Below are 24,054 nucleotides of genomic sequence, written 5' to 3'. Positions count from 1 at the left end.
CCCCCCCCCCCCCCCCCCCCCCCCCCCCCCCCCCCCCCCCCCCCCCCCCCCCCCCCCCCCCCCCCCCCCCCCCCCCCCCCCCCCCCCCCCCCGGGGCGGTGCCTCACGCCTGCCGCGTCGGCAGCACGATCGCCTGGCGCAGGTTCACATGGCGGGCACGGCTCGTCGTGTAGGCGATCAGGTCCGCGATGTCGTCCGCCGCCAGACCGGTCAGTGCGTCGAACATGCCGCCCAGCTGACCGGCCAGTTCCGCGTTGTCGATGTGGTCGCCCAGCTCGGTGTCCGTGAGACCCGGCTCGATATTGGTGACCCGGACATCGCGCGGGCCCAGCTCCGTGCGCAGCGACTGCGACAGGTAGGTCAGCGCGGCCTTCGTCGCGCCGTACACCGCATAGTGGGGGAACGCGACGTGCGCGCCGATCGAGGAGATGTTCACCAGGTCCGCCGTCCGGCCCGCCGCGGCCACCGCGATCAGGTCCGGGGTGAACGCGCGGATGACCCGCAGCGCCCCGGCCACATTGGTGTCCAGCATGCGCTGCCACTCGTCGGCGCGGCCGTCGGTGACCGGGTTCGGCAGCATCACGCCCGCCGCGTTGACCACCAGGTCGACCTGACCGTATGCGCGGTGCACCCGCTCGGCCGCCGCGTCCACGGAGGCGGCGTCGGTGACATCGGCGGCGACCGCGAGGGCCTGACCGCCGGCCTTCTCGATGGTGGCGGCCAGCTCCGCCAGCCGCTCGGCCCGGCGGGCGAGCAGCGCCACCCGCACACCGTGCGAGGCGAGCAGCCGGGCGGTGGCCGCGCCCATACCGCTGGCGGCTCCGGTGACGACAGCGGTGCGGCCGGTGAGGGTCTCGTACGACATGGGGAACTCCTGAGCCTGTGGTGAGCGCCGCCGGGCGTCTCCCGGGGCGATCACCACACTGCGCCCGGCCACCGCACCTACCCAGGGCTGCCGTTTTCCTGGGTCCACCAGTACCAGGATGGGGGCGTCGGCACCTCCTAGGATCGATGCATGGACATATCCCTGACGGGGGAACTCGGCGATTTCCTGCGTTCCCGGCGTGCCCGCATCCGGCCCGAAGAGGTCGGGCTGCCGGGGCACGGCCGACGGCGGGTTCCGGGCCTGCGCCGCGAGGAGGTCGCCCAGCTCGCGGGCGTCAGCGTCGACTACTACATCCGCCTCGAACAGGGCCGCGGTCCCTCCGTCTCGGACGCCGTACTCGACGCCATCGGGCGCGTCCTGCGCCTCGACGACACCGAGCAGCAGTATCTGCGCACGGTGGCCAGACCGACCGCCCGCCGCCGGGCCGCCGCCGGGCCCGCGCCCCAGAGGGTCCGCCCCGGACTGCGCCTCCTCCTGGACACCATGGAGAAGGCACCCGCGTTCGTGCTCGGCCGCCGGATGGACGTGCTCGCGTGGAACGCGCTGGGCGACGCCGTCGCCGGCTTCGCACAGATGCCGGCCCAGGAGCGCAACATGCCGCGCCAGGTGTTCCTCAACCCGCAGGCACGCGAGCTCTATCCGGACTGGCCCGCGGTGGCCGCCGAGACGGTCGCCTATCTGCGCCTGGACGCGGGGAACCACCCACGGGACAAACAACTGGCGACGCTGGTGGGCGAACTCTCGCTGGGCAGTGAGGACTTCCGCCGGCTGTGGGCGGACCACCAGGTCAAGGAGAAGACGTACGGGGCGAAGCGGATGCGGCACCCGGTGGTGGGTGAACTCACCATGCCCTACGAGACGTTGACGGTGACGGGGGAGCCGGATCAGATGCTGGTGGTCTACACGCCGGAACCGGGGACGCAGACGGCGGACCGTCTGGCCCTGCTGGCCAGTTGGACCGCGAGCCCGGCGGTCTGAGGGCGTCGGCCCTCGGGCGCTGGTGCGGCGACGGCGGTCCGGCTGCCGCCGACGGGGCGACGTCTCACCAGGAACAACTCGCCGCGCCGTACCGGGAGTTCCCGGCCGCGCTGTGACATTTGCCCGACCCCCGGTGCCTTTCCGGCACGCCTGTCACCTGCGCATACTCCAAGGCCACCGCGCCGTGAACCGTCGAGCGGCGGGGGCCGATCGGATGGGGGCTGGGGAGAAGGATGACATCGGACACGGTTTCTGCGGCAGCAGCGGGCACCTGGCTGCTCGGTGATCTCAAGGTCAACCGGCTCGGCCTCGGCGCCATGCGCCTGACCGGCAGCGCCGCCTTCCATCAAGGCACCCCCAGCGACCGGGGCCGGGCGATCGGGGTACTGCGCCGCGCGGTCGAACTCGGCATCAACCACATCGACACCGCGGACTTCTACTTCTCCCGGCTGCGCTCCGCCAACGAATTGATCAACTCGGCGCTGGCGCCCTACCCGGACGACCTCGTCATCGCCACCAAGGTCGGCCCGGTCAGGGACGCCTCCGGCGAGTGGACCACCCCCGCGCGGCCCGACCAGCTGCGCGGCCAGGTCGAGGCGAACCTGCGCCAACTCGGCCGCGACCACCTCGACGTGGTCAACCTGCGCCTCATGGGCCAGGACTCGGTCAGCGAGCACTTCGGCGCCCTCGCCGAGCTGCGCGATGCCGGACTCGTCCGCCACCTCGGCCTCTCCAACGCCCGCCCGGAACACCTCGCCGAGGCGCTGACGATCGCACCGGTGGTGTGCGTCCAGAACCGCTACGGCCTCGACGCGGCCGGCGGCGCACCGATGCTGCACGCCTGCGCGGCCCGTGGCATCGCGTTCGTGCCCTTCTTCTCCATCGCCGGGGAGGGGCGCGAGGCGGGAGCCGTCCGCGCCGAGCACGACGAGGTGCGCGCCGTCGCCCGCACCCACGGGGTGTCACCGGCACGGGTACGGCTGGCATGGATCCTGCGGCAAGGCGCACATGTGCTGGCGATCCCGGGGACGGGCGACCCGGATCATCTCGTCGACAACGTGGCGGCCGGCGCACTGCGGCTGACGGAGGACGACCTCACCCTCCTCGGGGCGGCCGGCCGCACCGCACGCTGACTCAGGTCACCGGCCCCCGCCCCGGCACCACCATCACCTCGGTGCCGCCCGCCCGTACCGCTCGCACCTGCTCCGCCGCCAGCCCGTCATCGACGATCAGCAGATCGAAGTCGGTCAGCGGGGCGAGGGCGTAGAGGCCACCCTTGGTGAACTTGGTGTGGTCGGCGACCAGTACCCGGCGGCCGGCGCTCTCCATCATGGCCCGCTTGACCTGCACGGTCTCCGGTGAGGTGTGGTAGCAGCGGCCGTTGGTGACGGCCGTGGTGGACAGGAACAGCACATCGGCGCGGAAGGCCCGGACCGCGTCCGCGGTGTGCGGGCCCATGAAGGCGTCATACGCCGGGAAGTACGCGCCGCCCGGCGTGATCAGGGAAATGCCGGGCTCCTTGGCGAGCGTGGTGAGGGCCGGCAGCGAGTTGGTGATCACTGTCAGCGGGGTGTGCCCGGTGAGCTGGTGCGCCAGCAGCAGACAGGTCGTGCTGTCGTCGAGCAGCACCGTCTGCCCGGGGACCAGAAGTGTGGCGGCGGCCCGCGCGAGCTGCTGCTTGGTCTGCGCCATGGTGGCCATCCGCTCCGCGACACTGCCGTGGAACTGCGCCGACGGCAGCCCCGTCGCACCGCCGCGCACCTTGCGCAGCCACCCCTGCGTCTGAAGGGCGTCCAGATCGCGGTTGGCGGTCATCAGACTGATGCCGAACTCGTCGGCGAGATCCGCGGTGCGCACGAACCCGCGGGCGATGACGGTGTCCCGCATCCGGCGCCGCCGGTCCTCCTGCGCCTCGACCCGGTCCATCGCTCCGCTCCCTCCGGTCCCGGTTGTGCGTGCGGCGAGCCGGTGCGGCCCGCACCGTTCACGGGCTCCGCCACGTGAAGACGCCGCGTTATGTTCGCACGGATTTCACATGGCGCGCGCGGCCGCGAGGGCCGCCACATGCGGCTCCGGTACGACACAACATGGCAGGTCGCGGGCCCGATGCGAAGATTCCGGCGGCCATTGACGCCCGTTTCCGCCCGGCGGTTCCATCACTGCGTCCACCCTCCTGCCCCGCCGCCGCAGAAAGGGAGAATCAATGAAGAATTCTCCTCCGCGTTCGCTGATCACACGCCTGGGCATCCCGCCGACCCTCGCCTGGGGATACCTCGGACTCCTCCTCTTCATGATCGGAGACGGGGTCGAGTCCGGCTATCTCTCGCCCTACCTCCTCGACCAGGGTTTCTCCGAATCCCGGGTCGCGCTGCTGTTCACCGTCTACGGCGTCGCCGCCGGGATCGCCGCCTGGCTCTCCGGAGTGCTGTCCGACCTGTGGGGGCCGCGCCGCGTCATGTGGGCCGGCCTGGGCATCTGGGCCGTCTTCCAGCTGCTCTTCCTCCTCGCCGCCATCCCGCTGACCAGCTATCCGCTGATGATGCTGGCCTACGGGCTGCGCGGCCTGGGATATCCGCTGTTCGCCTACGGGTTCCTCGTCTGGATCGCCGGAGTGGCCCCGCGCGCCCGGCTCGGTACGGCCATGGGCTGGTTCTGGTTCGCCTTCACGGCGGTCTGCCCACCCTCGGCTCGCTGGTCGCCGGCGGGCTCATCCCGCGCATCGGCTCCTACGCCACCCTGTGGGCCGCGCTGGTGCTGGTGGCCGCGGGCGGGCTGATCGCCCTGCTGCTGGTCCGTGACGACCGGGGGGTACGCCGGGCCCCCGGCGCGGGGGAGGGGCCGGTGGCCACCCTGGTCGGCAGCGTCACGATTCTGTGGCGCAACCCCAGGGTCGGGGTCGGCTCGGTCGTCCGGGTGATCAACACGGCCTCGCAGTTCGGCTTCTTCGTCATCCTGCCGATCCACTTCACCAGGACGGTCGGCTTCAGCCTCACCCAGTGGCTGCATCTGCTCAGCGCGATGTTCGCGACCAATATCTTCGCCAACCTGCTGTTCGGCGTGGTCGGCGACCGGCTCGGCTGGCGCCGCACCATCGCCTGGTTCGGCGGCGCCGGCTGCACGCTCAGCACGCTGCTGCTCTTCTACGTCCCCGACGCGGTGGGCGCGAACTTCCCGCTCGCCCTCCTGGTCGCCGCGTTCTACGGGGCTACGCTGGCAGGTTATGTACCGCTTTCGGCGCTGGTGCCCACCCTGGAGCCGAAGCACCGGGGCCAGGCCCTGGCCGCCCTCAACCTGGGCGCGGGGGCCAGTACCTTCGTCGGCCCCGCCGTCGTCGCCGTCTTCGTCGGACCGCTCGGCGTCGAAGGGGTGGTCTGGATCTTCGCGGGGATGTATGCGGTGAGCTGCCTGCTCGCCCACTTCCTGAAGCTGCCGGCCGCGCCCGGTACGGCGGACGGCGCCGAGGCCGGCGCCCGGCGCGGCGACGCCCCGGACGGCACCGCGTCCACCGCCGCCCCGTCACCGGCGTGAGAGGACCCCACTGATGTCCGTACTGACCATCGACGTCGGCACCACGGTGATCAAGTCCGTCGTCTTCGACGACCAGGGCACCGAGATCGCCGTCGCCCGCCGGGGCACCGAGGTCCTGCGCCCGCACCCCGGCTGGGCGGAACAGGACATGGACGCCGTCTGGGACGCCGTCGTCCACACCGTCCGCACGGTCCTCGACGGGCTGACCGACCCGGTCTGGCTGGTGTCCTTCACCGCCCAGGGCGACGGCGCCTGGCTCGTCGACGACCGCGGCCGCCCCACCGGGCCCGCGATCCTGTGGTCCGACGGCCGCGCCGGGGATCTGCTCACCCGCTGGCAGCGGGACGGCGTCCTGGAAGCGGCCTTCCGCCGCAACGGCTCGCTGACCTGCGCCGGCATGCCCAACGCCCTCTTCGCCTGGCTCGCCGCCCACGACCCGGACCGGCTGGCCCGCTCCGCCACCTCGCTCACCGCCGCCGGCTGGCTCTTCCTGCGCTTCACCGGTGTACGGGCGAGCGATGAGTCCGACGCCTCCGCCCCGTTCCTCGACCATGCCACCGGCGCTTATGACCCCGCCATCATCGAGCTGTTCGGCCTGGGCGCCTGCGAACGGCTGCTGCCCACCGTCCTCGGGGAGTCGCAGCGGATCGCCGAAATCACCACCGGGGCCGCGGCGGAGCTGGGCCTCCCGGCGGGCCTGCCGGTCGTGATGTCCCCGTACGACATCGCCGCCACCGCCCGCGGCGTCGGCGTCGTCAACCCCGGCCAAGCGTGCAGCATCCTGGGCACCACGCTGTGCACCGAGATCGTCCGCACCGGGATCGACACCGGCGGCGAACCCTCCGGCATCCATATCGCCTACCGGGGCCGGGAACGGGTGCTGCGGGCCTTCCCCACGCTCAACGGCGCCGAGGTGCTGGGCTGGGCGGCCCGGCTGCTGCATCTGCCCGGACCGCCGGAGCTGGCGCAGCTGGCCTTCGAGTCGGAGCCGGGCGCCCGCGGCCTGATGTTCCTGCCCTATCTCTCCCCGGCCGGCGAGCGCGCCCCGTTCCTCGACACCGGCGCCCGCGGCTCCTTCTGGGGCCTGTCCCTGGAGCACACGCCCGCCGATCTGGCGCGCGCCGTCTTCGACGGGCTCTCGCTGGTGCTGCGGGACTCACTGGCCGCCGCCCGTACGGACGTCAGCGAGCTGCGGCTGTGCGGCGGCGGCGCCAACAGTGACGCCTGGTGCGCCCTGATCGCCGATGCCACCGGGGTGCCCACCGCCCGCTCCGGCGACACCGAACTCGGCGCCAAGGGGGCCTTCCTCACCGGTCTGGTCCGCACCGGCGCCGAGACCAGCATGCACAGCGCCGCCGCCAAGTACGTCCGGATGCAGCGCAGTTGGGAGCCCGAGCCGGAGCGCGCGGAGTTCTACGGCGCGCTCTACGAAGACTTCCTCGGCTGGCGGACGCGCGCCCGGGAGGCGGGCTGGCGCGGCGGCGCCGTCTGGCGGGGGAGCGCCGCCCGCCCCGCCGAGGCCCCCGGCCGGCCGACCGAAGCCACCGGCAGCCCCGCGACCACCCCCGGAGGACCCCGTGTCTGACCCGCGCCACCACGGCGCCGCCCCCGCCCTCGACGGCATCTGGCTCGGCCTCGACCTGGGCACCCAGAGCGCGCGCTGTGTCGCCGTCGACGGCACCGGACGGGTGCTGGCCACCGCCGCCCGCCCGCTGACCGGCCGGCGCGACGGCAACCGCCATGAACAGGACCCCGAGGAGTGGTGGCGCGCCCTCGGCGCCGCCTGCCGGGAGGCCCTGGCCGGCCTCGACACCCGCCGAATCCGCGGTCTGGCGGTCGACGGGACCTCCGGCACGATCCTGCTCGCCGACCACCGGGGCAGCCCGCGCACCCCCGGCCTGATGTACGACGACGGGCGCGCCGCCGCACCGGCCGCCGCGGTCAACGCCGCCGGGGAGCAGGTCTGGCAGGAGCTGGGCTATCGCAGCATGCAGCCGTCCTGGGCGCTGCCCAAGCTCGTCGCGCTGCTGGAAGACGACCCCGGGCTCCGCACCGGCTCCCGGCTGCTGCACCAAGTCGACCTGATCACCTGGAGATTGGCGGGACGGCAGGTCGCGAGCGACGCCAGCCACGCCCTCAAGACCGGCTACCACCTCGTCGAGGAGCGCTGGCCGCACGAGGTGATGGCCGAACTGGGCGTTCCCGAGGGGATGTTGCCCGAGGTGGTCCGCCCCGGCAGCCCGCTCGGCACGGTCTGCGCCGCGGCCGCCGACGCCACCGGCATCCCCGAAGGGACCACCATCGTCGCGGGGATGACCGACGGCTGCGCCGCCCAGATCGGCGCCGGAGCGCTCGCGCCGGGCGCCTGGAACTCGGTGCTCGGCACCACCCTCGTCCTCAAGGGCAGCAGCCCGCATCTGGTCCGCGACCCGGCGGGCGTCGTCTACTGCCACCGCGGACCCGGCGGGACCTGGCTGCCGGGCGGCGCCTCCAGCAGCGGCGCGGGCGTCCTCTCCCAGCGCTTCCCCGGCGCGGACCTGGACGCCCTCACCGCACAGGCCGCCGCCCTGGACCCGGACGCGGTCGCCTACCCCCTCGTCGCCGGCGGCGGCGAACGCTTCCCCTTCCGTGCCCCCGGAGCCGCACCCTTCCTCCTCGGCCACGCCCCCACCCGGGCCGCCGAGTTCCACGCCTGCCTCCTCGGCGTCGCCTGCCTGGAACGGCTCTGCTTCGACTACCTCGACCACCTCGGCGCGCCCGTCGACGGGCCGCTCACCCTCACCGGCGGCGGCGCCCGCAACGCCTACTGGTGCCAACTGCGCGCCGATGTCCTCGGCCGCCCCGTCCGGCTGCCACAACAGGCCGAGGGCGCCGTCGGCATGGCCGTGCTCGCCGCCACCTCCTCCGGCACCGGCCTCCAGGAAGCCGCCGCCGCCATGGTCCGCACCGCCCGGGAGATCGCCCCGCGGCCGGACCGCACCGCCCGCTACCTCCCCGTCCATCTCCGCTTCATCGACGAACTCACCCGCCGTGGCTGGCTCGGCCGGACCGTGGCCGACCACGCCCGCAGGAGGGCAGCACCGTGACCGACTTCATCCTCGTACGCCATGGCGAAACCGTCTGGCACGCGGAGAACCGCTACGCCGGCCGCACCGACGTGCCGCTGACCGACCTCGGCCGCGAGCAGGCCGCCGCCCTCGCCACCTGGGCCGCCACCGCCGGACTGACCGGCATCTGGAGCTCACCGCTCTCCCGCGCCCGGCTCACCGCTGCCCCCGCCGCCGCGGCCTGCGGTCTGACCGCCCACGTCGACGAACGGCTCTACGAACTCGACTTCGGCCAGGGCGAGGGTCTGACCAGGGACGAGATGCACCGGCGCTTCCCGGAGCGGCTGGCCGCCTTCCTCGCCGACCCGGTCGCCCACCATCTGCCCGACGGCGAAGATCCGCGCCAAGCCGCCGCGCGGGCCGCCGACTGCCTCGCCGAACTCGCCCGCGCACAGCCGCACGGCCGGATCCTGCTCGTCGCGCACTCCACCCTCGTCCGGGTCCTGCTCTGCCATCTGCTGGGCATCCCGCTCGCCGACTACCGCCGGGTCTTCCCCCGGCTCGACAACGGCGCCCGCACCGAGCTGCGCATCGAGAACGGGCAGACCGCGCTGCTCAGCTTCAACGCCCCGGCCCCGGCCCGGACCGCCGCCCTCCACTGAACCGCCCGCCCCGTACCCGCCCTCAGGAGCAGCCCCTCATGAGCACCACCGTCCTCGCCGCCGGCAACCACTTCATCCGCCCGGAGCTGTTCACCCGGGCCGTGCGGGCGGCCGCCGGGGACACCCCGCTGGACGTACGCGAGATCCAATTCGACTGGCCACACACCCCGTTCGGGCCGGTGGCCGAGGTCATCGAGGCATCGGGCAGCGAGGACGAGATGATCGAGGCCCTCCGGGGCGCCGAGATCTGTGTCACCGAGCACGGCCCGCTCACCGAGCGGATCCTCGCCCACTGCCCCGATCTGAAACTCTTCTGCACCAGCCGCGGCGGCCCGGTCAACGCCAACGTGGAAGCCGCCACCCGGCACGGCGTCGCGGTCTGTTACGCCCCCGGCCGGAACGCCACCGCCACCGCGGAACACACCCTCACCCTGCTGCTGGCCGCCGCCCGCGGCGTCGGCGACACCCACACCGACCTCCGCCGGGGCGTCTGGCGCGGCGACTACTACGACTACGACAACTGCGGCATCGAGATCGACGGCGCCACCGTCGGGCTGATCGGCTTCGGTGCCATCGGCAGCCGGGTCGCCAAGGTCCTCGCCGCCATGGGCGCGCACGTCCTCGTCCACGACCCGTACGTCCGCGCCGAGGCGCCGGCCGGCCTCGCCGAACAGGTCTCCCTCGACGAGCTGCTGACCCGCTCCCGCATCGTCTCGCTGCATGCCCGGGTCACCGAGGAGACCACCGGCATGATCGGGCGCCGGGAGATCGCCGCGATGCCCCGCGGCTCGGTCCTGGTCAACTGCGCCCGCGGCGCGCTGCTCGACTATGACGCGGTCTGCGACGCGCTGGACTCCGGGCAGCTGTCCGGCGCCGGTTTCGATGTCTTCCCCGAGGAGCCGCTGCCCGCCGCCTCCCGGCTGCTGACCGCCCCCGGTGTCGTCCTCACCCCGCATATCGCGGGCGGCAGCCAGGAGGTCGCGCACAAGGCGGCCCGGATCGTCGCCGCGGACGTCGGCCGCTATCTGCGCGGTGAGCCGTTGGCGCACTGCGCCAACCCCGGGGTGCTGCGGGCGGGTTGAGGCACCGGGGTCGGGTTTCGGTCGCCGCCGCGGCGGCGGAGCGGCCCGACGGGGCCGGTAAGCGGGCGGCGCGGGGCAGCGAAGCGCAGGTCAGTGCGGGGGCGGTGGGGGCACGGGGTGGTCCGGGGGCCGCCGTCGTGACCTTGGCGCATTCAACCACTGCCTGTTGCAGTTGCGTTGACAGTGCACGGGGGTGGCCTCACGATGCAACGCGGCATCAGCGGTGGCTACCGCTGGTTACCGCAGGTGGCAGTGGTCAGCGTGTTCGCCCCCGGCAGAAGGAGCGCCCGTGGTCCCCCGGCCCCCGTTCCCCGGCACCCCCCTTTCCGGATCTACCGGCCCGGACACTCCGCCCGCCGGCCCAGGGTCCGGCGGACCTTCCGGCTCCGGGCCCGCCGCCGCCGTCCGGACCGCCGGGGCCGCACACCCCGGGTCCGCCCCCGCCGGGTCCGCCCGCCCCGAGTCCGGCGGCCGCGACTCCGCCGGCCGCGATCTCGTCGTGGCGCTCTCGCCGTTCGAGGAACCGGGCGAGCGGATCGTCCTCGCGGCCGCCCGCGCGGGCGCGCTGGGCCTGCTGGACCTCGGCCGGGACCCCGGCCCGGCGCGCGCCGCGCTCGCCCGGCTCGGGGAGCTGTCCTACGGCGTGCGGATACCGGTGGGGTGCCCGCTGACGCCCGCCGATCTGCCCGAGGCGGTGGACACCGTGCTGCTCGCCGACCCACGGGCCTGGGCCGCCGCCGAGCCTGAAGCCGCCCCCGAGCCGGGAGCCGCCCGCGAACCGGAAGCCGCCCCCGCGCCCGGTCCGGCCCCCGGGAGGCCGGCGGACTGGGCCGACGGTGGGCGGCGCCGCGTCTGGGCCGAGGTCACCACCCCCGAGGAGGCCGCTGCGGCGTGTGCCGCCGGGGTCAGCGCGCTCGTCGCCCGCGGCCATGAATCGGGCGGCCGGGTGGGCGAACTCACCACCTGTGTCCTGCTCCAGCGCCTGCTGGCCGACCCGTCCGTGACCGTCCCCGTCCTCGCCGCCGGGGGCATCGGCCCGCACACCGCCGCCGCGGCCGTGGCCGGCGGGGCGGCCGGAGTGCTGCTCGACTCCCAGCTCGCGCTCACCACCGAGGGCGAGGATCGGCTGCCCCGGGCGGTCGCCGCCGCGATCCGCGCCATGGACGGCAGCGAGACCACCCTCGTCGCGGGCCACCGGGTCCTCACCCGCCCGGACCTCCGCCCGCGGGTTGCCGGCGACGAGGCCGGGGGTGCGGACGGCGACGAAGTCAGGGGTACGGATGGCGACAAAGCCGGGGGTGCGGACGGCGGGGGAGCGGAGGACCGGACCACCGGCCACGACCCTGCCCCCGGGCCGGCCCCCGGGCCTGACCCCGACCCCGCCCGGATCGCCGCCCGTCTCGGCGCCCGGGATCTGCGCACCCAGCTGCTTCCCATCGGCCAGGACGGTGCGTTCGCCGCCCGGCTCGCCGCCCGTCACCGCACCACCGGCGGCATCGTGCAGGCCGTACGGGCCGCCCTCACCGGCCATCTCGACGCCGCGGCGCGCCTGCGCCCGCTCGCCCCCCGCCCCGGCGCCCGTCATCTCCCCGTGGCCCAGGGGCCGATGACCCGGGTCAGCGACGAGGCCGCGTTCGCCGCGGCCGTGGCCGCCGAGGGCGGGCTGCCCTTTCTCGCGCTAGCCGTCATGGACGGCGTACAGGTGCGCCGGCTGCTGGCCGAGACCGCCGAGCGGCTGGGCGAACGGCCCTGGGGCGTCGGCCTGCTCGGCTTCGCCCCGCCCGAACTGCGGCGCGAACAGCTCGCCGCGGTGGCCGAGTTCGCCCCCGAGTACGCCCTGATCGCCGGCGGCCGGCCCGCCCAGGCCGCGTCCCTCGAAGCGGCCGGGACCCGGACCTATCTCCATGTCCCGGCGCCCGGACTGCTGGAGCGCTACCTCGCCGAAGGCGCCCGGCGGTTCGTCTTCGAAGGGCAGGAGTGCGGGGGACACATCGGCCCCCGGGCCAGCTTCCCGCTGTGGGAGGAGCAGATCGAGCGGCTGACCGCGCATGCCCGTACGCACGGCGGGACGGTCGAGGGGCTGGACGTGCTCTTCGCGGGCGGTATCCACGACGCCCGCTCGGCCGCCATGGCCGCGGCCGCCGCCGCCCCGCTCGCCGGACTCGGTGCCCGTATCGGCGTCCTGATGGGCACCGCCTATCTCTTCACGGAGGAGGCCGTGGCCACCGGCGCCGTCCTCCCCGGCTTCCAGGACACCGCCCTGGCCTGCGACCGGACCGTACTGCTGCGCACCGCCCCGGGGCATGCCACGCGCTGCGCCGACACCGCCTACACCGAGGACTTCGCGGCGGCCGACCGACGCCTGGCCGCGCACGGCACCGACCCCCGGGCCCGCTGGGAGGAACTGGAGCGGCGCAACCTCGGACGGCTGCGGATCGCGAGCAAGGGCCTGCGGCACACCGATGGCGGACCGCCCGCGCCCGTGGGAGAGCACGACCAGCGCCGAGAGGGCCTGTACATGCTGGGCCAGGCCGCCACCGCCCGCCACGCCACCACCACCGTCGCCGCGCTGCACACCGCCGTGACCGACGGGGCCACCGCTCAACTCGCCGCGCGAGCACAGGAGTTCCGGCCACCGGCCGCACAGCCGGAGCGGGACGCGACGCCGCTGGACATCGCCATCGTCGGCATGGCCTGCTGCTATCCGGGCGCGCCCGACGCGGCCCGTTACTGGTCCAATGTCGTCACCGGCGTCGACTCCGTCACCGAGGTGCCCGCCGACCGCTGGGACGCCGCCACCTACCACGACCCGGACCCCGCGCGGGCGGGCGAACGCACCCCGTCGCGCTGGGGCGGCTTCCTGCCCGCGCTCCCCTTCGACGCCCTCGCCCACGGCATCCCCCCGGCCTCCCTCACCGGCATCGAACCGGTGCAGCTGCTCGCCCTCGATGCCGCCGCCAAGGCCCTGGCGGACGCCGGATACGCCGACCGCGACTTCGACCGCGCCCGTACCAGCGTCGTCTTCGGCGCCGAGGCGGGCACCGAACTGGCCGGTGCCTACGGGCTGCGCGCCCTGCACCCGGCCTACCTCGGAGACCTGCCGCCCGCCCTCGACGCCGAACTGCCCCGGCTGACCGAGGACTCCTTCCCCGGCGTGCTCGCCAACGTGATCGCCGGACGCATCGCGAGCCGCCTCGACCTGGGCGGCGCCAACTGCACCGTGGACGCGGCCTGTGCCTCCTCGCTCGCCGCGCTCGACCTGGCCTGCCGCCAACTGCGCGACCACGACAGCGATATGGCGCTGTGTGGTGGCGCCGATCTGCACAACGGCATCAACGACTACCTGATGTTCGCCTCCGTACAGGCGCTGTCCCCGACCGGCCGCTGCCGCCCGTTCGACGCGTCGGCCGACGGGATCGCGCTCGGCGAGGGCGTCGGCTGTCTGGTCCTCAAACGCCTCGCGGACGCCGAACGCGACGGCGACCGGGTCTACGCCGTCGTCAAAGCGGTCGGCACCTCCAGCGACGGGCGGTCCCTCGGGCTGACCGCGCCGCGGCCCGAGGGTCAGCGGCGGGCCCTGGAACGCGCCTACCGCCGCGCCGGGATCAGCCCCGCGCAGGTCGGCCTCCTCGAAGCGCACGGCACCGGGACCGTCGTCGGTGACACCACCGAACTCGCCGTCCTCACCGAGCTGTTCGAGGGTGCGGGCGCGGCACCCGGCAGCTGTACGCTCGGCTCGGTCAAATCGCAGATCGGGCACACCAAATGCGCCGCCGGACTGGCCGGACTGATCAAGGCCGCCCGTGCCGTGCACACGGGAGTGCGGCCGCCGACCCTGCATCTGACCCGGCCGGCCGAGGCGGATACCGGCCCGTTCCGCTTCGACACCGGACGCGCCCGGCCCTGGCCGGCCCCCGTGGCACGCCGTATCGCGGGAGTGAGCGCCTTCGGCTTCGGCGGCACCAACTACCACGCCGTGCTCGCCGGTTACGACGGCGCGCCCGAACCCGCCCACGCCCTCACGGACTGGCCCGCCGAACTCTTCTGCTTCCGTGGCGCCGACCGGTCCGCCGCCGTACGCGCCATGGACCGGCTCACCGCCCGGCTGGCGGCGAACGACCAGGCCGGACGCCCGTGGCCGCTGCGCGACCTGGCCGCCGAAACCGCGGCGGCGGACGGGCCGGTCCAGATCTGCGTGGTCGCCGAGGACCTCGACGATCTCGCCGCCAAGCTGGCCCTCGCCCGCCGGTTCACCGCCGCCGACGGTGTCCACCCGCGCACCCGCGACGCCGGCCCCGGGCGGCTCGCCTTCCTCTTCCCCGGCCAGGGCAGCCAGCGCACCGGCATGCTCGGCGAGTTGTTCCTCGCCTTCCCGGCGCTGCGCGGCCTCCTGGACGACGCCGACCCGGACTGTGTCGCGGCCATGTTCCCGCCCGCCGCCTTCACCCCCGAGGACCGGGCCGCCCAGCAGGCCGCCCTCACCGACACCCGGGTCGCCCAGCCGGCGCTCGGCCTCGCCTCCGCCGCCGCACACCGGCTGCTCACCACACTCGGGGTGCGCCCCGACTGCACGGCGGGCCACTCCTACGGCGAGCTGACCGCCCTGTGGGCGGCGGGCGCCTACGACACCGAAGCGCTGCTCCGGCTCAGTGCGCGCCGCGGCGAGGCGATCCTCTCGACCGCCGGCGACGACCCCGGTGCGATGGCCGCCGTCGTGGCCGCGCCGGACCGGGTACGGGAGCTGACCCGTGACACCGGTGTCGTCGTCGCCAACCACAACGCGCCGGAACAGAGCGTGATTTCCGGCCCCACGGACGCCGTGGAAGCCGCCGTGGCCGCGCTGCGCACGGCCGGCGCCGAGGCACGCCGGCTGCCGGTCGCCTGCGCGTTCCACAGTCCACAACTCGCCGCCGCCCGCGACACACTCGCCGCCGAACTGTCCGCGACCGAGGTGACCGCGCCCGCCCTCCCGGTCTGGTCCGGCGCCACCGCGCGCCCCTACGCCCGCGAGGCGTCCGCGGTGCGGGACACCCTGGCGGGCCAGGTCGCCGCCCCGGTGCGGTTCGTGGACCAGATCGAGGACATGTACGCCGCCGGCGTCCGCACCTTCGTGGAGGCCGGCCCCGGCCGGGTGCTCACCGGTCTCGTCGGGCAGATCCTGGGCGAACGTCCGCACACCGCGCTCGCGCTGGACGTACCGGGCGAGTCCGGACTGGCCAGGCTGCCGCACGTTCTGGCCCGGCTCGCCGCGGCCGGAGTCCCGGTCGACCCGGAGGCGCTGTTCCGCGGCCGTGCCCAACCCCTGCCCGACGCGCCGCCGCGCCGCCCGGGGTGGCTGGTGAACGGCCACACGGTGCGCACCGCGGACGGCGCCTGCCTGCCCGGCGGACTGCGCCCGGCCCGACGGGTGGACACCCGGCGGAGCGAGCAGGACGCGGCGCCGAGGGAGGCCGGGCAGAGCGCGGCGCTCGACGGCGGTGGCGCGGTTCCCGGCGGCGGCACCGCTCCCGGTGACGCCGCCCGGCGCGACGCCGTGCTGGAGTATCTGCGCACCACGCGGGAGCTGGTGGCGGCCCAACGGGATGTGGTGTTGCGGTACTTGGGCGAAGCCGCCGCGCCCGCCCAGCCGGTCGGATCCGCTGCCGTCCAGGAGTGGGCCGTCCCGCCGTACACGGAAGCTGCCGGGGCCGGGGCCGGGGCCGGGGCTGGGGCTGGGGCTGGGGACGGGGTCGGAGTTGGAGCCGGGGCCGGGGCCGGGCCCGCGAGCGCCGCCGACACCGTCATCGCGCAGCCGCCCGCCACCGCCCCACGGCTCCTGAGTCCCGCCGAACTCCTCGATGCCGTACGGGAGATCATCCACCAGCGGACCGGATACCCCCACGAGATGCTGGACGCCGGGCTCGACCTGGAGGCGGACCTTTCGGTGGACTCGATCAAGCGCGTGGAGATCGTCGGCGCGCTGGCCGACCGAATCGGACTGCCGCAGGACGCGGACGGGGCCATGGAATCGGCCGTGGAACAGCTCGCCCGCGTCAAGACCATCAGCGGCATCGTCGACTGGATCGCCGCCGCCCGCCCCGAGCCTCCGCCGTCGCCGGCCGAAACCGTGCCCGCGCCGGTCGCTCCGGCCACACCGGCCGCCACGGCCGCTCCCGCTCCGGCCCCACTGGCCACACCGGCCACACCGGTCGATCCGGGCGAACCGTTCGCTTCGGCCGCTCCGGCCGCGCCGGTGCCGCCCGCGGTGTCCGCTCCCGCGCCCGCCATCGGAGACCCGTTCGCCCTGGAGGAGGCGTCTGACCTCGGCCCGGCGCCGTTGCGCCCCACCCGCTCCCTGGTCCGGGTCACCCCGCTCGGCCCGCCCGCGGCCCGGCCGCCCGCCGAGGTGGTGGCGGGCAGCGACTTCGTCGTGGTGGAGGACGGCCAGGGCGTGGCGCTGGCCCTCACCGCCCTGCTGGAGAGCCATGGCGCACGGGTACGCACCGTCCCCGCCGAGCGGTTGGTACGGTGCGCCGCCGAAGGGACCGGCGGAGTGGTGGACCTCAGCGCCCTGCGGGCGGGCCGCGGCGCCGTACTGCCCGATCAGTTCGCCGCATGGCGCGCCGCCCTGACCGGTGGGGCCCGCCGCCTGCTGCTGGCCACCGCGGCCGGCGGCACCTTCGGCCAGGACGCCACCGCGGACGCTCCCGATCCGCTGCCCGGTGCCGGACTGCGCGGCTTCGCCCGTACGGCCGCCCTCGAATACCCCGACGTCCTGGTCCGCGCCGTGGACCTCAACCCCAAGGACCGCCCCGAACGCATCGCGGCACACCTCCTCGCCGAACTCTGCGCCCCCGGCGAACCGGTCGTCGTCGGCCGCACCAACGGCACCCGCACCACCCTGAGCACCGTCCCCACCCCGCTGCCGGACGACCGGACCGGCCTCGGCCGGCCGTCGCCCGGCGCCGGTTCCGTGGTGCTGCTGACCGGTGGGGCGCGCGGCATCACTGCCCGTACGGCGCTCGCCCTGGCCCGCGCGCACGGGTGCCACATCGAACTCCTCGGCCGGACGCCCCTGCCGGAGATCCCCGAGGATCCGGCCCTCGCCCATGCCCATGACCGCATCGCGCTGCGGGCCGCGCTGCTCGCCCAAGGGCTGCGCAGACCCGCCGAGATCGAGGCGGCCGCCGGCGCGGTGCTGGCCCGCCGCGAGATCACCGCCACCCTCGCCGCGCTGGCCCCGTTCGCCGCCTCGGTGCGGTACCACGCGGCCGATGTCACCGACGAGGCCGCCGTACACGCCGTGGTACGGGACATCCGGGCCCGGCACGGCCGCCTCGACGGGATCGTGCACGGCGCCGGCACCCTGGCGGACAAGCTGCTGCGGGACAAGGACCCGGCCTCGTTCGCCCGGGTCTTCGCCACCAAGGTCGACGGCGCCCGCCATCTGCTGTCCGCCGCCGGTGACGACACCGGGTTCCTGGTCCTCTTCGGCAGCGTGTCCGGGGTCTTCGGCAACCGCGGCCAGGCCGACTACGCCGCTGCCAACGACGCCCTGGACACCCTCGCCACGGCCTGGTCGGCCCGCACCTCCCGGCGCGTCCTGGCTGTCGACTGGGGTCCGTGGGCGGCAGAGGGCGGCGGCATGGTCACCCCCGAACTGGCCCGCGCCTACGCCCGTCGGGGCATCCCGCTCCTGGATCCCGACGCCGCGGCCGCCGCCCTCCTGGACGAACTGGCGCACGGTACGGCGGCCCAGGTCGTGCTGGCGGCGGAGGCCGGTGGGGAGGGGGCGGGCGATGAGTGAGAGACCCGCCCGGCAGACCGGTCCCCGGCCCACGGACGCCGCGATCGTCGGCATGGGGGCGCTGTTCCCCGGCGCCGAGGACCTCGGCGCGTACTGGCGCAACCTGGTGGCCGGTACCGACTGCATCACCGATGTGCCGCCCGGCCGCTGGGACCCGGAGATCTACTACGACCCGCACGCCGCCCGGGGCCCCGCCCGCAGCGACCGCTTCTACTGCCGCCGGGGCGGCTTCCTGGCTGAGCCGGCCGCCTTCGACCCCACCCGCTTCGGCATCATGCCCGCCGCCGTCCGGGGCGCCGAGCCCGATCAGCTGCTCGCCCTGCGCACCATCACCGACGCCATCGCCGACGCGGGCGGTGAGGAGCGGCTGCCCGCCGACCGCTCCCGTATCGGCGTCATCCTCGGCCGCGGCGGCTTCATGGGCGTCGCCACCGCCCGGCTCGACCAGCGGGTCCGTACGGCCCATCAGCTCGCCGTCACCCTGCGCGAACTCGCTCCGGAATTAGGGGAGTCGAGGATCGCGGCGGTACGGGAGGCATTCCAGGCGAGCCTCGGCCCCGAACAGCCCGAGGCCTCTATCGGCCTGGTCCCCAGCTTCACCGCCGCCCGCACCGCCAACCGGCTGGACTTCCGCGGCCCCGCCTACACCCTCGACGCGGCCTGCGCCTCCTCCCTGCTGGCCGTGGCACAGGCCGTCGATCTGCTGGGCGCCGGCCGCTGTGACCTCATGGTCGCCGGAGCCGTGCACCACTGCCATATCGCCACGCTGTGGAGCGTCTTCACCCAACTGCGGGCGCTCAGCCCCACCCAGCACATCCGTCCCTTCGACCGCCGGGCCGACGGCACCCTGCTGTCCGAGGGCACCGGTGTCGTCCTCCTCAAGCGCCTGGCCGACGCCGAGCGCGACGGCGACCGGGTGTACGCGGTCATCCGCGGGACGGGGGTGGCGGGCGACGGCCGCGCCGCCGGCCTGATGAGCCCGCGGCCGGAAGGGCAGATCAGCGCGCTGGCGCAGGCCTGGGCCGGTGCCGGGCTCGACCCCGCACACCCCGCGGCGCTCGGCCTGCTGGAGGCCCACGGCACCGGAACCCCGGTCGGCGACGGCGTCGAACTCGACACCCTGGCCCGGGTGTTCGGCCCACCCGGCGCCGGCCTTCCGCCGGTCGGCCTGGGCTCGGTGAAGTCGATGCTCGGCCACACCATGCAGGCCGCCGGGATCGCCGGACTGATCAAGGCGGCACTCGCCGTCCACCACCGGACGCTGCCGCCGACCCTGCATCTGGACGAGCCGCACGAGGGCCTGGCGCGGACCCGTATGCGTCCGGTCACCGAGGCCGAGCCATGGGACGCCGGACGGACACCGCTGCGCGCGGCCGTCAACGCCTTCGGCTTCGGCGGTATCAACGCCCACGCCGTCCTGGAAGAGGCCCCGGGCCGACGGGCCCCGGCAGCACCGCCCCCGCACCGGACGCCTCCACTGCGGGCGGCCGAGCGGACGGCCCAGCGGGCGGCTGAGCGGACAGCCCAGCGCTCGGCCCGGGTCCGCACGGCCGAGCCGGAGCGCGTCGTCCTGCTCGCCGCGGACACCCCCGCCCAATTAACCGACTCCTTACGGGACTTGGCGGAAGGCGACGGTGCGCCGACGGGCACCGGCGCCCCCGTGCCCGACGACGGCCCCTGCCGGCTCGCCCTCCTCGACCCCACCCCACAGCGCCGCGCCCTCGCCGCCAAGATCCTCGCCCGTGGCCTGCCCTGGCGGGGCCGGGGCGAGGTGTGGTTCACCCCGGCCCCGTTCTTCGGCCCGTACGCCCGGCAGGAGGGCGCGCGGCTCGCCTTCCTCTTCCCGGGGCTGGAGGCGGAACCGCCGCCCCGGGTGGACGACCTCGCCGACCGGCTGGCCCTGCCCCGGCCCGCGGTCTCCGGCGGCACCGGACTGGTCGAACGCGCTGTGGACAGCCTCGCCGTCGGCCGGCTGCTCGCCCGCGCCCTGGACGAACTGGGCGTCACCCCTGACCTGTTGACCGGCCACAGCCTCGGCGAATGGACCGCCATGGTGGTCGCCGGTATGTATCCGCCCCAGGCCGTGGACGCCTTCCTCGACTCGCTGCGGCCCGGCTCGCTCGCCGTACCCGACCTGGTCTACGCGGCCCTGGGCTGCGGCGCCCCACAGGCGGCGTCCGCGCTCGCGGGCCTGGAGCGGATCGCGGTCAGTCATGACAACTGCCCGCACCAGTCGGTGATCTGCGGAGCGCCGGAGCCGCTGGCCGAGGCCGTGCGCAGACTCGCCGGCCAGGGCGTGCGGGCCCAGGAGATGCCCTTCCGCTCCGGCTTCCACACCCCGATGTGGGCGCCCTACCTCCATCAGACCGGCACCGCCTTCGACGCCCTGCCGCTACGGGACCAGCGGCTCCCCGTATGGTCGGCGACGACCGCCGCCCCCTTCCCGGACAGCCCTTCCGCGATCCGCCGGCTCGTACTGCGGCACCTCCTGGAACCGGTCCGCTTCCAGGAGCTGACCAGACGGCTCTACGAGACGGGCGTCCGCGCCTTCGTCCAGGCAGGCGCCGGCAGCCTCACCGGCTTCGTCTCCGACACCCTCCACGGCCAGGACCATCTCGCCGTCGCCGCGGCCGACTCCCGCCACGACGGCCCCGCCCAACTCCGCAGACTGGCGGCGGCGTTGTGGACCGAGGGGCTGAACCCACGGTGGGACCGGCTGGCGGTCCCGCAGCGCGGCTCCGGCATGGTGACGGTCGGTGTCGTGGGCGGGGCTCGGGGCCGGGTCCTGGGTGGCGAGAGGGGCCACACGGGGGACGGGGCCAGGGACCGCGCCTCGGACCGGCCCATGGACCGCGCTGTGGACGGCGCGACGGGCCGCGTCGCGGTCCCGGAGGGAGCCGGTGCGGCGATACGGCTCGACCTCGACTCACCGCTGGTCCGCCTCGGCGGGGCGACGCCGGGTGTCCCGGTTCTCGCGCCTGCCGATCCGCCCCCACCCCCCACCCCCACCCCCGCCCCCTCCCCCGAAGGGGGAGGAGGGGGAGGGGGCGGGGGAGCGCTGCCCTACCCCCGGCCGCCCGTAGTGGAGCCCGTTCGACAAGCCCTGGACGCGGTCCTCGCCGAAACCCGGGCCGCCACCCGCAGCGTTGCCGCCGCGAGCGCCGCCGCAGACGCCCGCAGCGCCGCCGCTGCCGCACCCCGCGAGGTCCCCGCCTCTGCCACCCTCGCTGCCGCACCCCGCACCGCCACCGCCCCCGCCACAACCACCGCCCCGAGCCCCCTCGTCACCCCCAGCACCCCCGCCGCACCCCGAACGTCCGCCGCCCACACCACCACAGCCCACCGCACCACCCCCACAGCCCCACACACCACCGAACCCCCACCCCCAACAGCCCCCACCCCCCACCGCACCCTCCGTCACCTCTCCCTGGAGACGCTGCCCTACGTCCGGGACCACTGCGTCTACCTTCAGCCCGAGGGCTGGCCCGAGCCCGCTGACCGGTTCCCCGTGGTTCCCATGACCACGCTGCTGGAGCTGGCCGCCGAGGCGGCTCGGGAGGTGCGCCCCGGGGGGCTCGTCACCGGATACTCCGGCGTACGGGCCCTGCGCTGGCTGGCCGTTGCGCCGCCCGTCGACCTGGCGGTCAGTGCCACCCCCGAGGGGGCCGGCCGGGTGCGGGTGAGTCTTGGGGACTACGCCGCCGTCACCGTCCACCTGGCGGCGCAGCACCCGGCTCCGCCGCCCCCCGACCCCGCGGGCCTGGCGGACGGGCGGCCGGCGCCGGTGAGTGCGGAGGCGCTCTACCGGGACCGGTGGATGTTCCACGGGCCCGCGTTCGCCGGGGTCCACGAGGTCCGCACGCTCGCCGCCGACGGCATCCGCGGCACCCTGCGCGCCCTGCCAGCGCCGGGTGCCCTGCTGGACGCCGCGGGGCAGCTCCTCGGCCACTGGATGCAGCTGAAACTGAGCGGTGACCGACTGGTCTTCCCCGCCTCCCTGGACCGCGTACGGCTCTACGGCCCGCCGCCCCGTGCGGGTGCGCTGCTGGCGGCCACCGCCCGGATCCGCGAGGTCAGGGCCGGTTCGGTGCGTGGTGAGGTGGAGCTGTGCGGCGCCGACGGCCGTGTGTGGGCGCGTCTGGAGGGCTGGACGTACAGGCGCTTCGGTGCCGATGAGCGGGTGTGGCCGATGAAGTTCACCCCGGAGGTGTGCGGTATCGGGGAACCCCGGCCGGGCGGCTGGTCCCTGGCCCGGCGCCGCTGGTCGGACCCGGCCTCGCAGGAGTTGGTCATGCGCCGCTATCTGGGCGCGGCCGAGCGGGCCCGCTACGAAGCGTGCGCTCCCCAGGCTCGCGCGCCCTGGCTGCTGGGGCGGATCGCGGCCAAGGACGCGGTGCGGGAACTGTTGTGGGAGTCGGGGGCCGGGCCCGTCTTCCCGGCGGAGATCCAGATCGACACCGACGGGCACGGCCGCCCCCGCCCCGAGGGCCCGCTCGCCCACGGCCTCCATCTCACGCTCGGGCACAAGGGCCGGCTCGCCGTCGCCCTCGCCCACCGGTCGGGCCCGGTCGGCATCGACATCGAGCGCGTCGCCGACGATCCTCAGGCCCTCGAACGGTTCGCCCTCTCCCCGGCCGAACGCCGCCTGGCGGACGACCTCCACGCACGCCATACGCCGGGGCACAGCGGCCGTGCCTACTGGCTCACCGCACTGTGGTGCGCCAAGCAGGCCGCGGCGAAGGCCGCCGGCCACGGCCCCGGCCGGCGTCCGCTGGAGTGGGCCGTGACGTCCGCACCGGGCGGCGCGCTCCGGGTGTTCTCCCCGGACGGCCGGCCCCACCTCGTCCACCTCGACTCCGTCGATGACCTGTCCGGGCGCCATGTCGTCGCCTGGACCGGGCCGCGGCCCGAGGACCGTACGGGCACCGACACCCTCACTCCCACGGAGGCCACCCATGGCAGCTGACCCGCTTCCCGCGCGCACCCGGACGATCCTGGCCGAGATCACCGACATGCTGGTGAGCGTCGTCGGCGACGAGATCCTCCTGGTGGGCGAGATCACCTGCGCCACCACTTTCAATGACGATCTGGCCCTGGAGAGCATCGAGTTCGTCGCGCTGGCCGAACTGCTTCAGCAGCGCTACGGCCCCGCGGTGGACCTCCTCGGCCTGCTCGCGGAGAAGGACATCGACCAGATCCTGGCCATGACGGTCGGCGAACTCGCCGCCCACATCGACCGGGTCACCCTCGCCGACCAGGCCTGCGCGAGCTGACCGCGCCATGGCCCTCACACCCGCGGGCGGGCTGCGCCTGCACACCCAGCGGCTTCCGGGCCACGGCGGCCCCCGGCCCGACGGCCCCACCGTCGTCTTTCTCCACGGGCTGGTGATGGACAACCTGTCCAGCTTCTACTGCACCCTCGCGGGCCCCGTCTCCCGCGCCGGACACGACGTGCTCCTCTACGACCAGCGCGGGCACGGCCGCAGCGACCGCCCGCCCACCGGCTACGACCGGGCCACCTCGGTGGCCGATCTCATCGCCCTGCTCGGCTCCCTGGGCCTCGACCGCGGTCCGGTCCAGCTCGTCGGCAACAGCTACGGCGGTGCGCTGGCGCTGCACACCGCCCTCGTCCGGCCCGATCTCGTCGCCTCCGTCGTCCTGATCGACGCCCATCTGACCGGGGACTGGATCGAGGACATGACCGACACCCTCTCCGTCGCGGCCCTCGGCCTCGAACACCGTGCGCTGGAAGGCCAGTTGGCCGCGCTCGGGCGGCGCAAGGAGGCCCGGCTCACCGCCGCCGCCGACGCCCTGCTCAACCACACCACCCTCATCGAGGACATCGCGGCCGATGCGCCCTTCACCCCCGGCGACTTCGCCCGACTGCGTTGCCCGGTCCTCGCCGTTTACGGCCAGCACTCCGAACTGCTGCCCGGCGCACGGGAGTTGGCGCTGAGTGCGCCGGACTGTGAACTCTGTGTGCTGCCCGGGGTGGGGCACACCGTGCTCAACGAGGCCACCGAGGGGCTCTGCGACGCGCTGCTGGGCCGGCTCGGCGCACCTGCCGGGGCGGTGGCCCGATGAG

The 24,054-nt window shown here is 75.0% G+C and carries 14 protein-coding genes; 12 read left to right on the top strand and 2 right to left on the bottom strand.

Annotated features, from left to right (window positions below; all coding sequences use genetic code 11):
• Nucleotides 1–103: 103 nt before the first annotated feature.
• Nucleotides 104–865 carry an SDR family oxidoreductase gene (locus ACZ4XD_RS32320; protein ID WP_468047980.1) on the bottom strand — a complete coding sequence of 254 codons (762 nt, stop codon included), beginning with the start codon at nucleotides 863–865 and terminating at the stop codon, nucleotides 104–106.
• A gap of 150 nt (nucleotides 866–1,015) precedes the next feature.
• On the opposite strand from ACZ4XD_RS32320, the gene ACZ4XD_RS32315 reads away from it, so the two are divergent.
• Together ACZ4XD_RS32315 and ACZ4XD_RS32310 are read left to right on the top strand one after the other, a co-directional pair.
• On the top strand, nucleotides 1,016–1,864 hold the full coding sequence (locus ACZ4XD_RS32315) for a helix-turn-helix transcriptional regulator (protein WP_468047978.1): 849 nt from the start codon (nucleotides 1,016–1,018) through the stop codon (nucleotides 1,862–1,864).
• 233 nt (nucleotides 1,865–2,097) lie between these two features.
• A complete protein-coding gene (locus ACZ4XD_RS32310; RefSeq protein WP_468047976.1) occupies nucleotides 2,098–2,997 on the top strand; it encodes an aldo/keto reductase in 900 nt (299 codons plus the stop codon).
• Nucleotide 2,998: 1 nt separating this feature from the next.
• Here ACZ4XD_RS32310 and ACZ4XD_RS32305 read toward each other — a convergent pair whose 3' ends face one another.
• Nucleotides 2,999–3,790, bottom strand: a complete 792-nt coding sequence (locus tag ACZ4XD_RS32305; protein ID WP_468047974.1) for a DeoR/GlpR family DNA-binding transcription regulator — start codon at nucleotides 3,788–3,790, stop codon at nucleotides 2,999–3,001.
• Between the two features lie 277 nt (nucleotides 3,791–4,067).
• Between ACZ4XD_RS32305 and ACZ4XD_RS32300 the strand changes: the two genes are divergently transcribed.
• From ACZ4XD_RS32300 to ACZ4XD_RS32255, 10 genes are all read left to right on the top strand, one after another.
• Nucleotides 4,068–4,640, top strand: a complete 573-nt coding sequence (locus tag ACZ4XD_RS32300; RefSeq protein ID WP_468047972.1) for an MFS transporter — start codon at nucleotides 4,068–4,070, stop codon at nucleotides 4,638–4,640.
• The gene (locus tag ACZ4XD_RS32295; protein WP_468047970.1) at nucleotides 4,616–5,392 is read left to right on the top strand and encodes an MFS transporter; all 777 of its coding nucleotides are present in this window, start codon (nucleotides 4,616–4,618) and stop codon (nucleotides 5,390–5,392) included. The genes ACZ4XD_RS32300 and ACZ4XD_RS32295 overlap by 25 nt, the downstream gene beginning before the upstream one ends.
• Before the next feature lie 13 nt (nucleotides 5,393–5,405).
• Nucleotides 5,406–6,977: an FGGY family carbohydrate kinase gene (locus tag ACZ4XD_RS32290; RefSeq protein ID WP_468047968.1), complete on the top strand. Its 1,572-nt coding sequence runs from the start codon at nucleotides 5,406–5,408 to the stop codon at nucleotides 6,975–6,977.
• Nucleotides 6,970–8,478, top strand: coding sequence for an FGGY-family carbohydrate kinase (locus ACZ4XD_RS32285; protein WP_468047966.1), 1,509 nt, complete (start codon nucleotides 6,970–6,972; stop codon nucleotides 8,476–8,478). The genes ACZ4XD_RS32290 and ACZ4XD_RS32285 overlap by 8 nt, the downstream gene beginning before the upstream one ends.
• A complete protein-coding gene (locus tag ACZ4XD_RS32280) occupies nucleotides 8,475–9,101 on the top strand; it encodes a histidine phosphatase family protein (RefSeq protein ID WP_468047964.1) in 627 nt (208 codons plus the stop codon). Before ACZ4XD_RS32285 ends, ACZ4XD_RS32280 begins: the two co-directional genes overlap by 4 nt.
• Nucleotides 9,102–9,139: 38 nt before the next feature.
• On the top strand, nucleotides 9,140–10,183 hold the full coding sequence (locus ACZ4XD_RS32275; protein WP_468047962.1) for a 2-hydroxyacid dehydrogenase: 1,044 nt from the start codon (nucleotides 9,140–9,142) through the stop codon (nucleotides 10,181–10,183).
• Between the two features lie 499 nt (nucleotides 10,184–10,682).
• Entirely contained in the window at nucleotides 10,683–17,969 is a 7,287-nt protein-coding gene (locus ACZ4XD_RS32270; RefSeq protein ID WP_468047960.1) for an SDR family NAD(P)-dependent oxidoreductase, read from the top strand.
• Nucleotides 17,962–22,935: a type I polyketide synthase gene (locus ACZ4XD_RS32265; RefSeq protein WP_468047958.1), complete on the top strand. Its 4,974-nt coding sequence runs from the start codon at nucleotides 17,962–17,964 to the stop codon at nucleotides 22,933–22,935. The genes ACZ4XD_RS32270 and ACZ4XD_RS32265 overlap by 8 nt, the downstream gene beginning before the upstream one ends.
• Nucleotides 22,925–23,242 carry an acyl carrier protein gene (locus ACZ4XD_RS32260; protein WP_468047956.1) on the top strand — a complete coding sequence of 106 codons (318 nt, stop codon included), beginning with the start codon at nucleotides 22,925–22,927 and terminating at the stop codon, nucleotides 23,240–23,242. Before ACZ4XD_RS32265 ends, ACZ4XD_RS32260 begins: the two co-directional genes overlap by 11 nt.
• A gap of 7 nt (nucleotides 23,243–23,249) precedes the next feature.
• Nucleotides 23,250–24,053 (top strand): alpha/beta fold hydrolase, encoded by an 804-nt coding sequence (locus ACZ4XD_RS32255; RefSeq protein ID WP_468047954.1) that lies wholly within the window; start codon nucleotides 23,250–23,252, stop codon nucleotides 24,051–24,053.
• Nucleotide 24,054: the final 1 nt, after the last annotated feature.

This window comes from Streptomyces sp. NPDC029466 (assembly GCF_055574515.1).
This window is presented reverse-complemented; position numbering and strand designations above follow the sequence as displayed.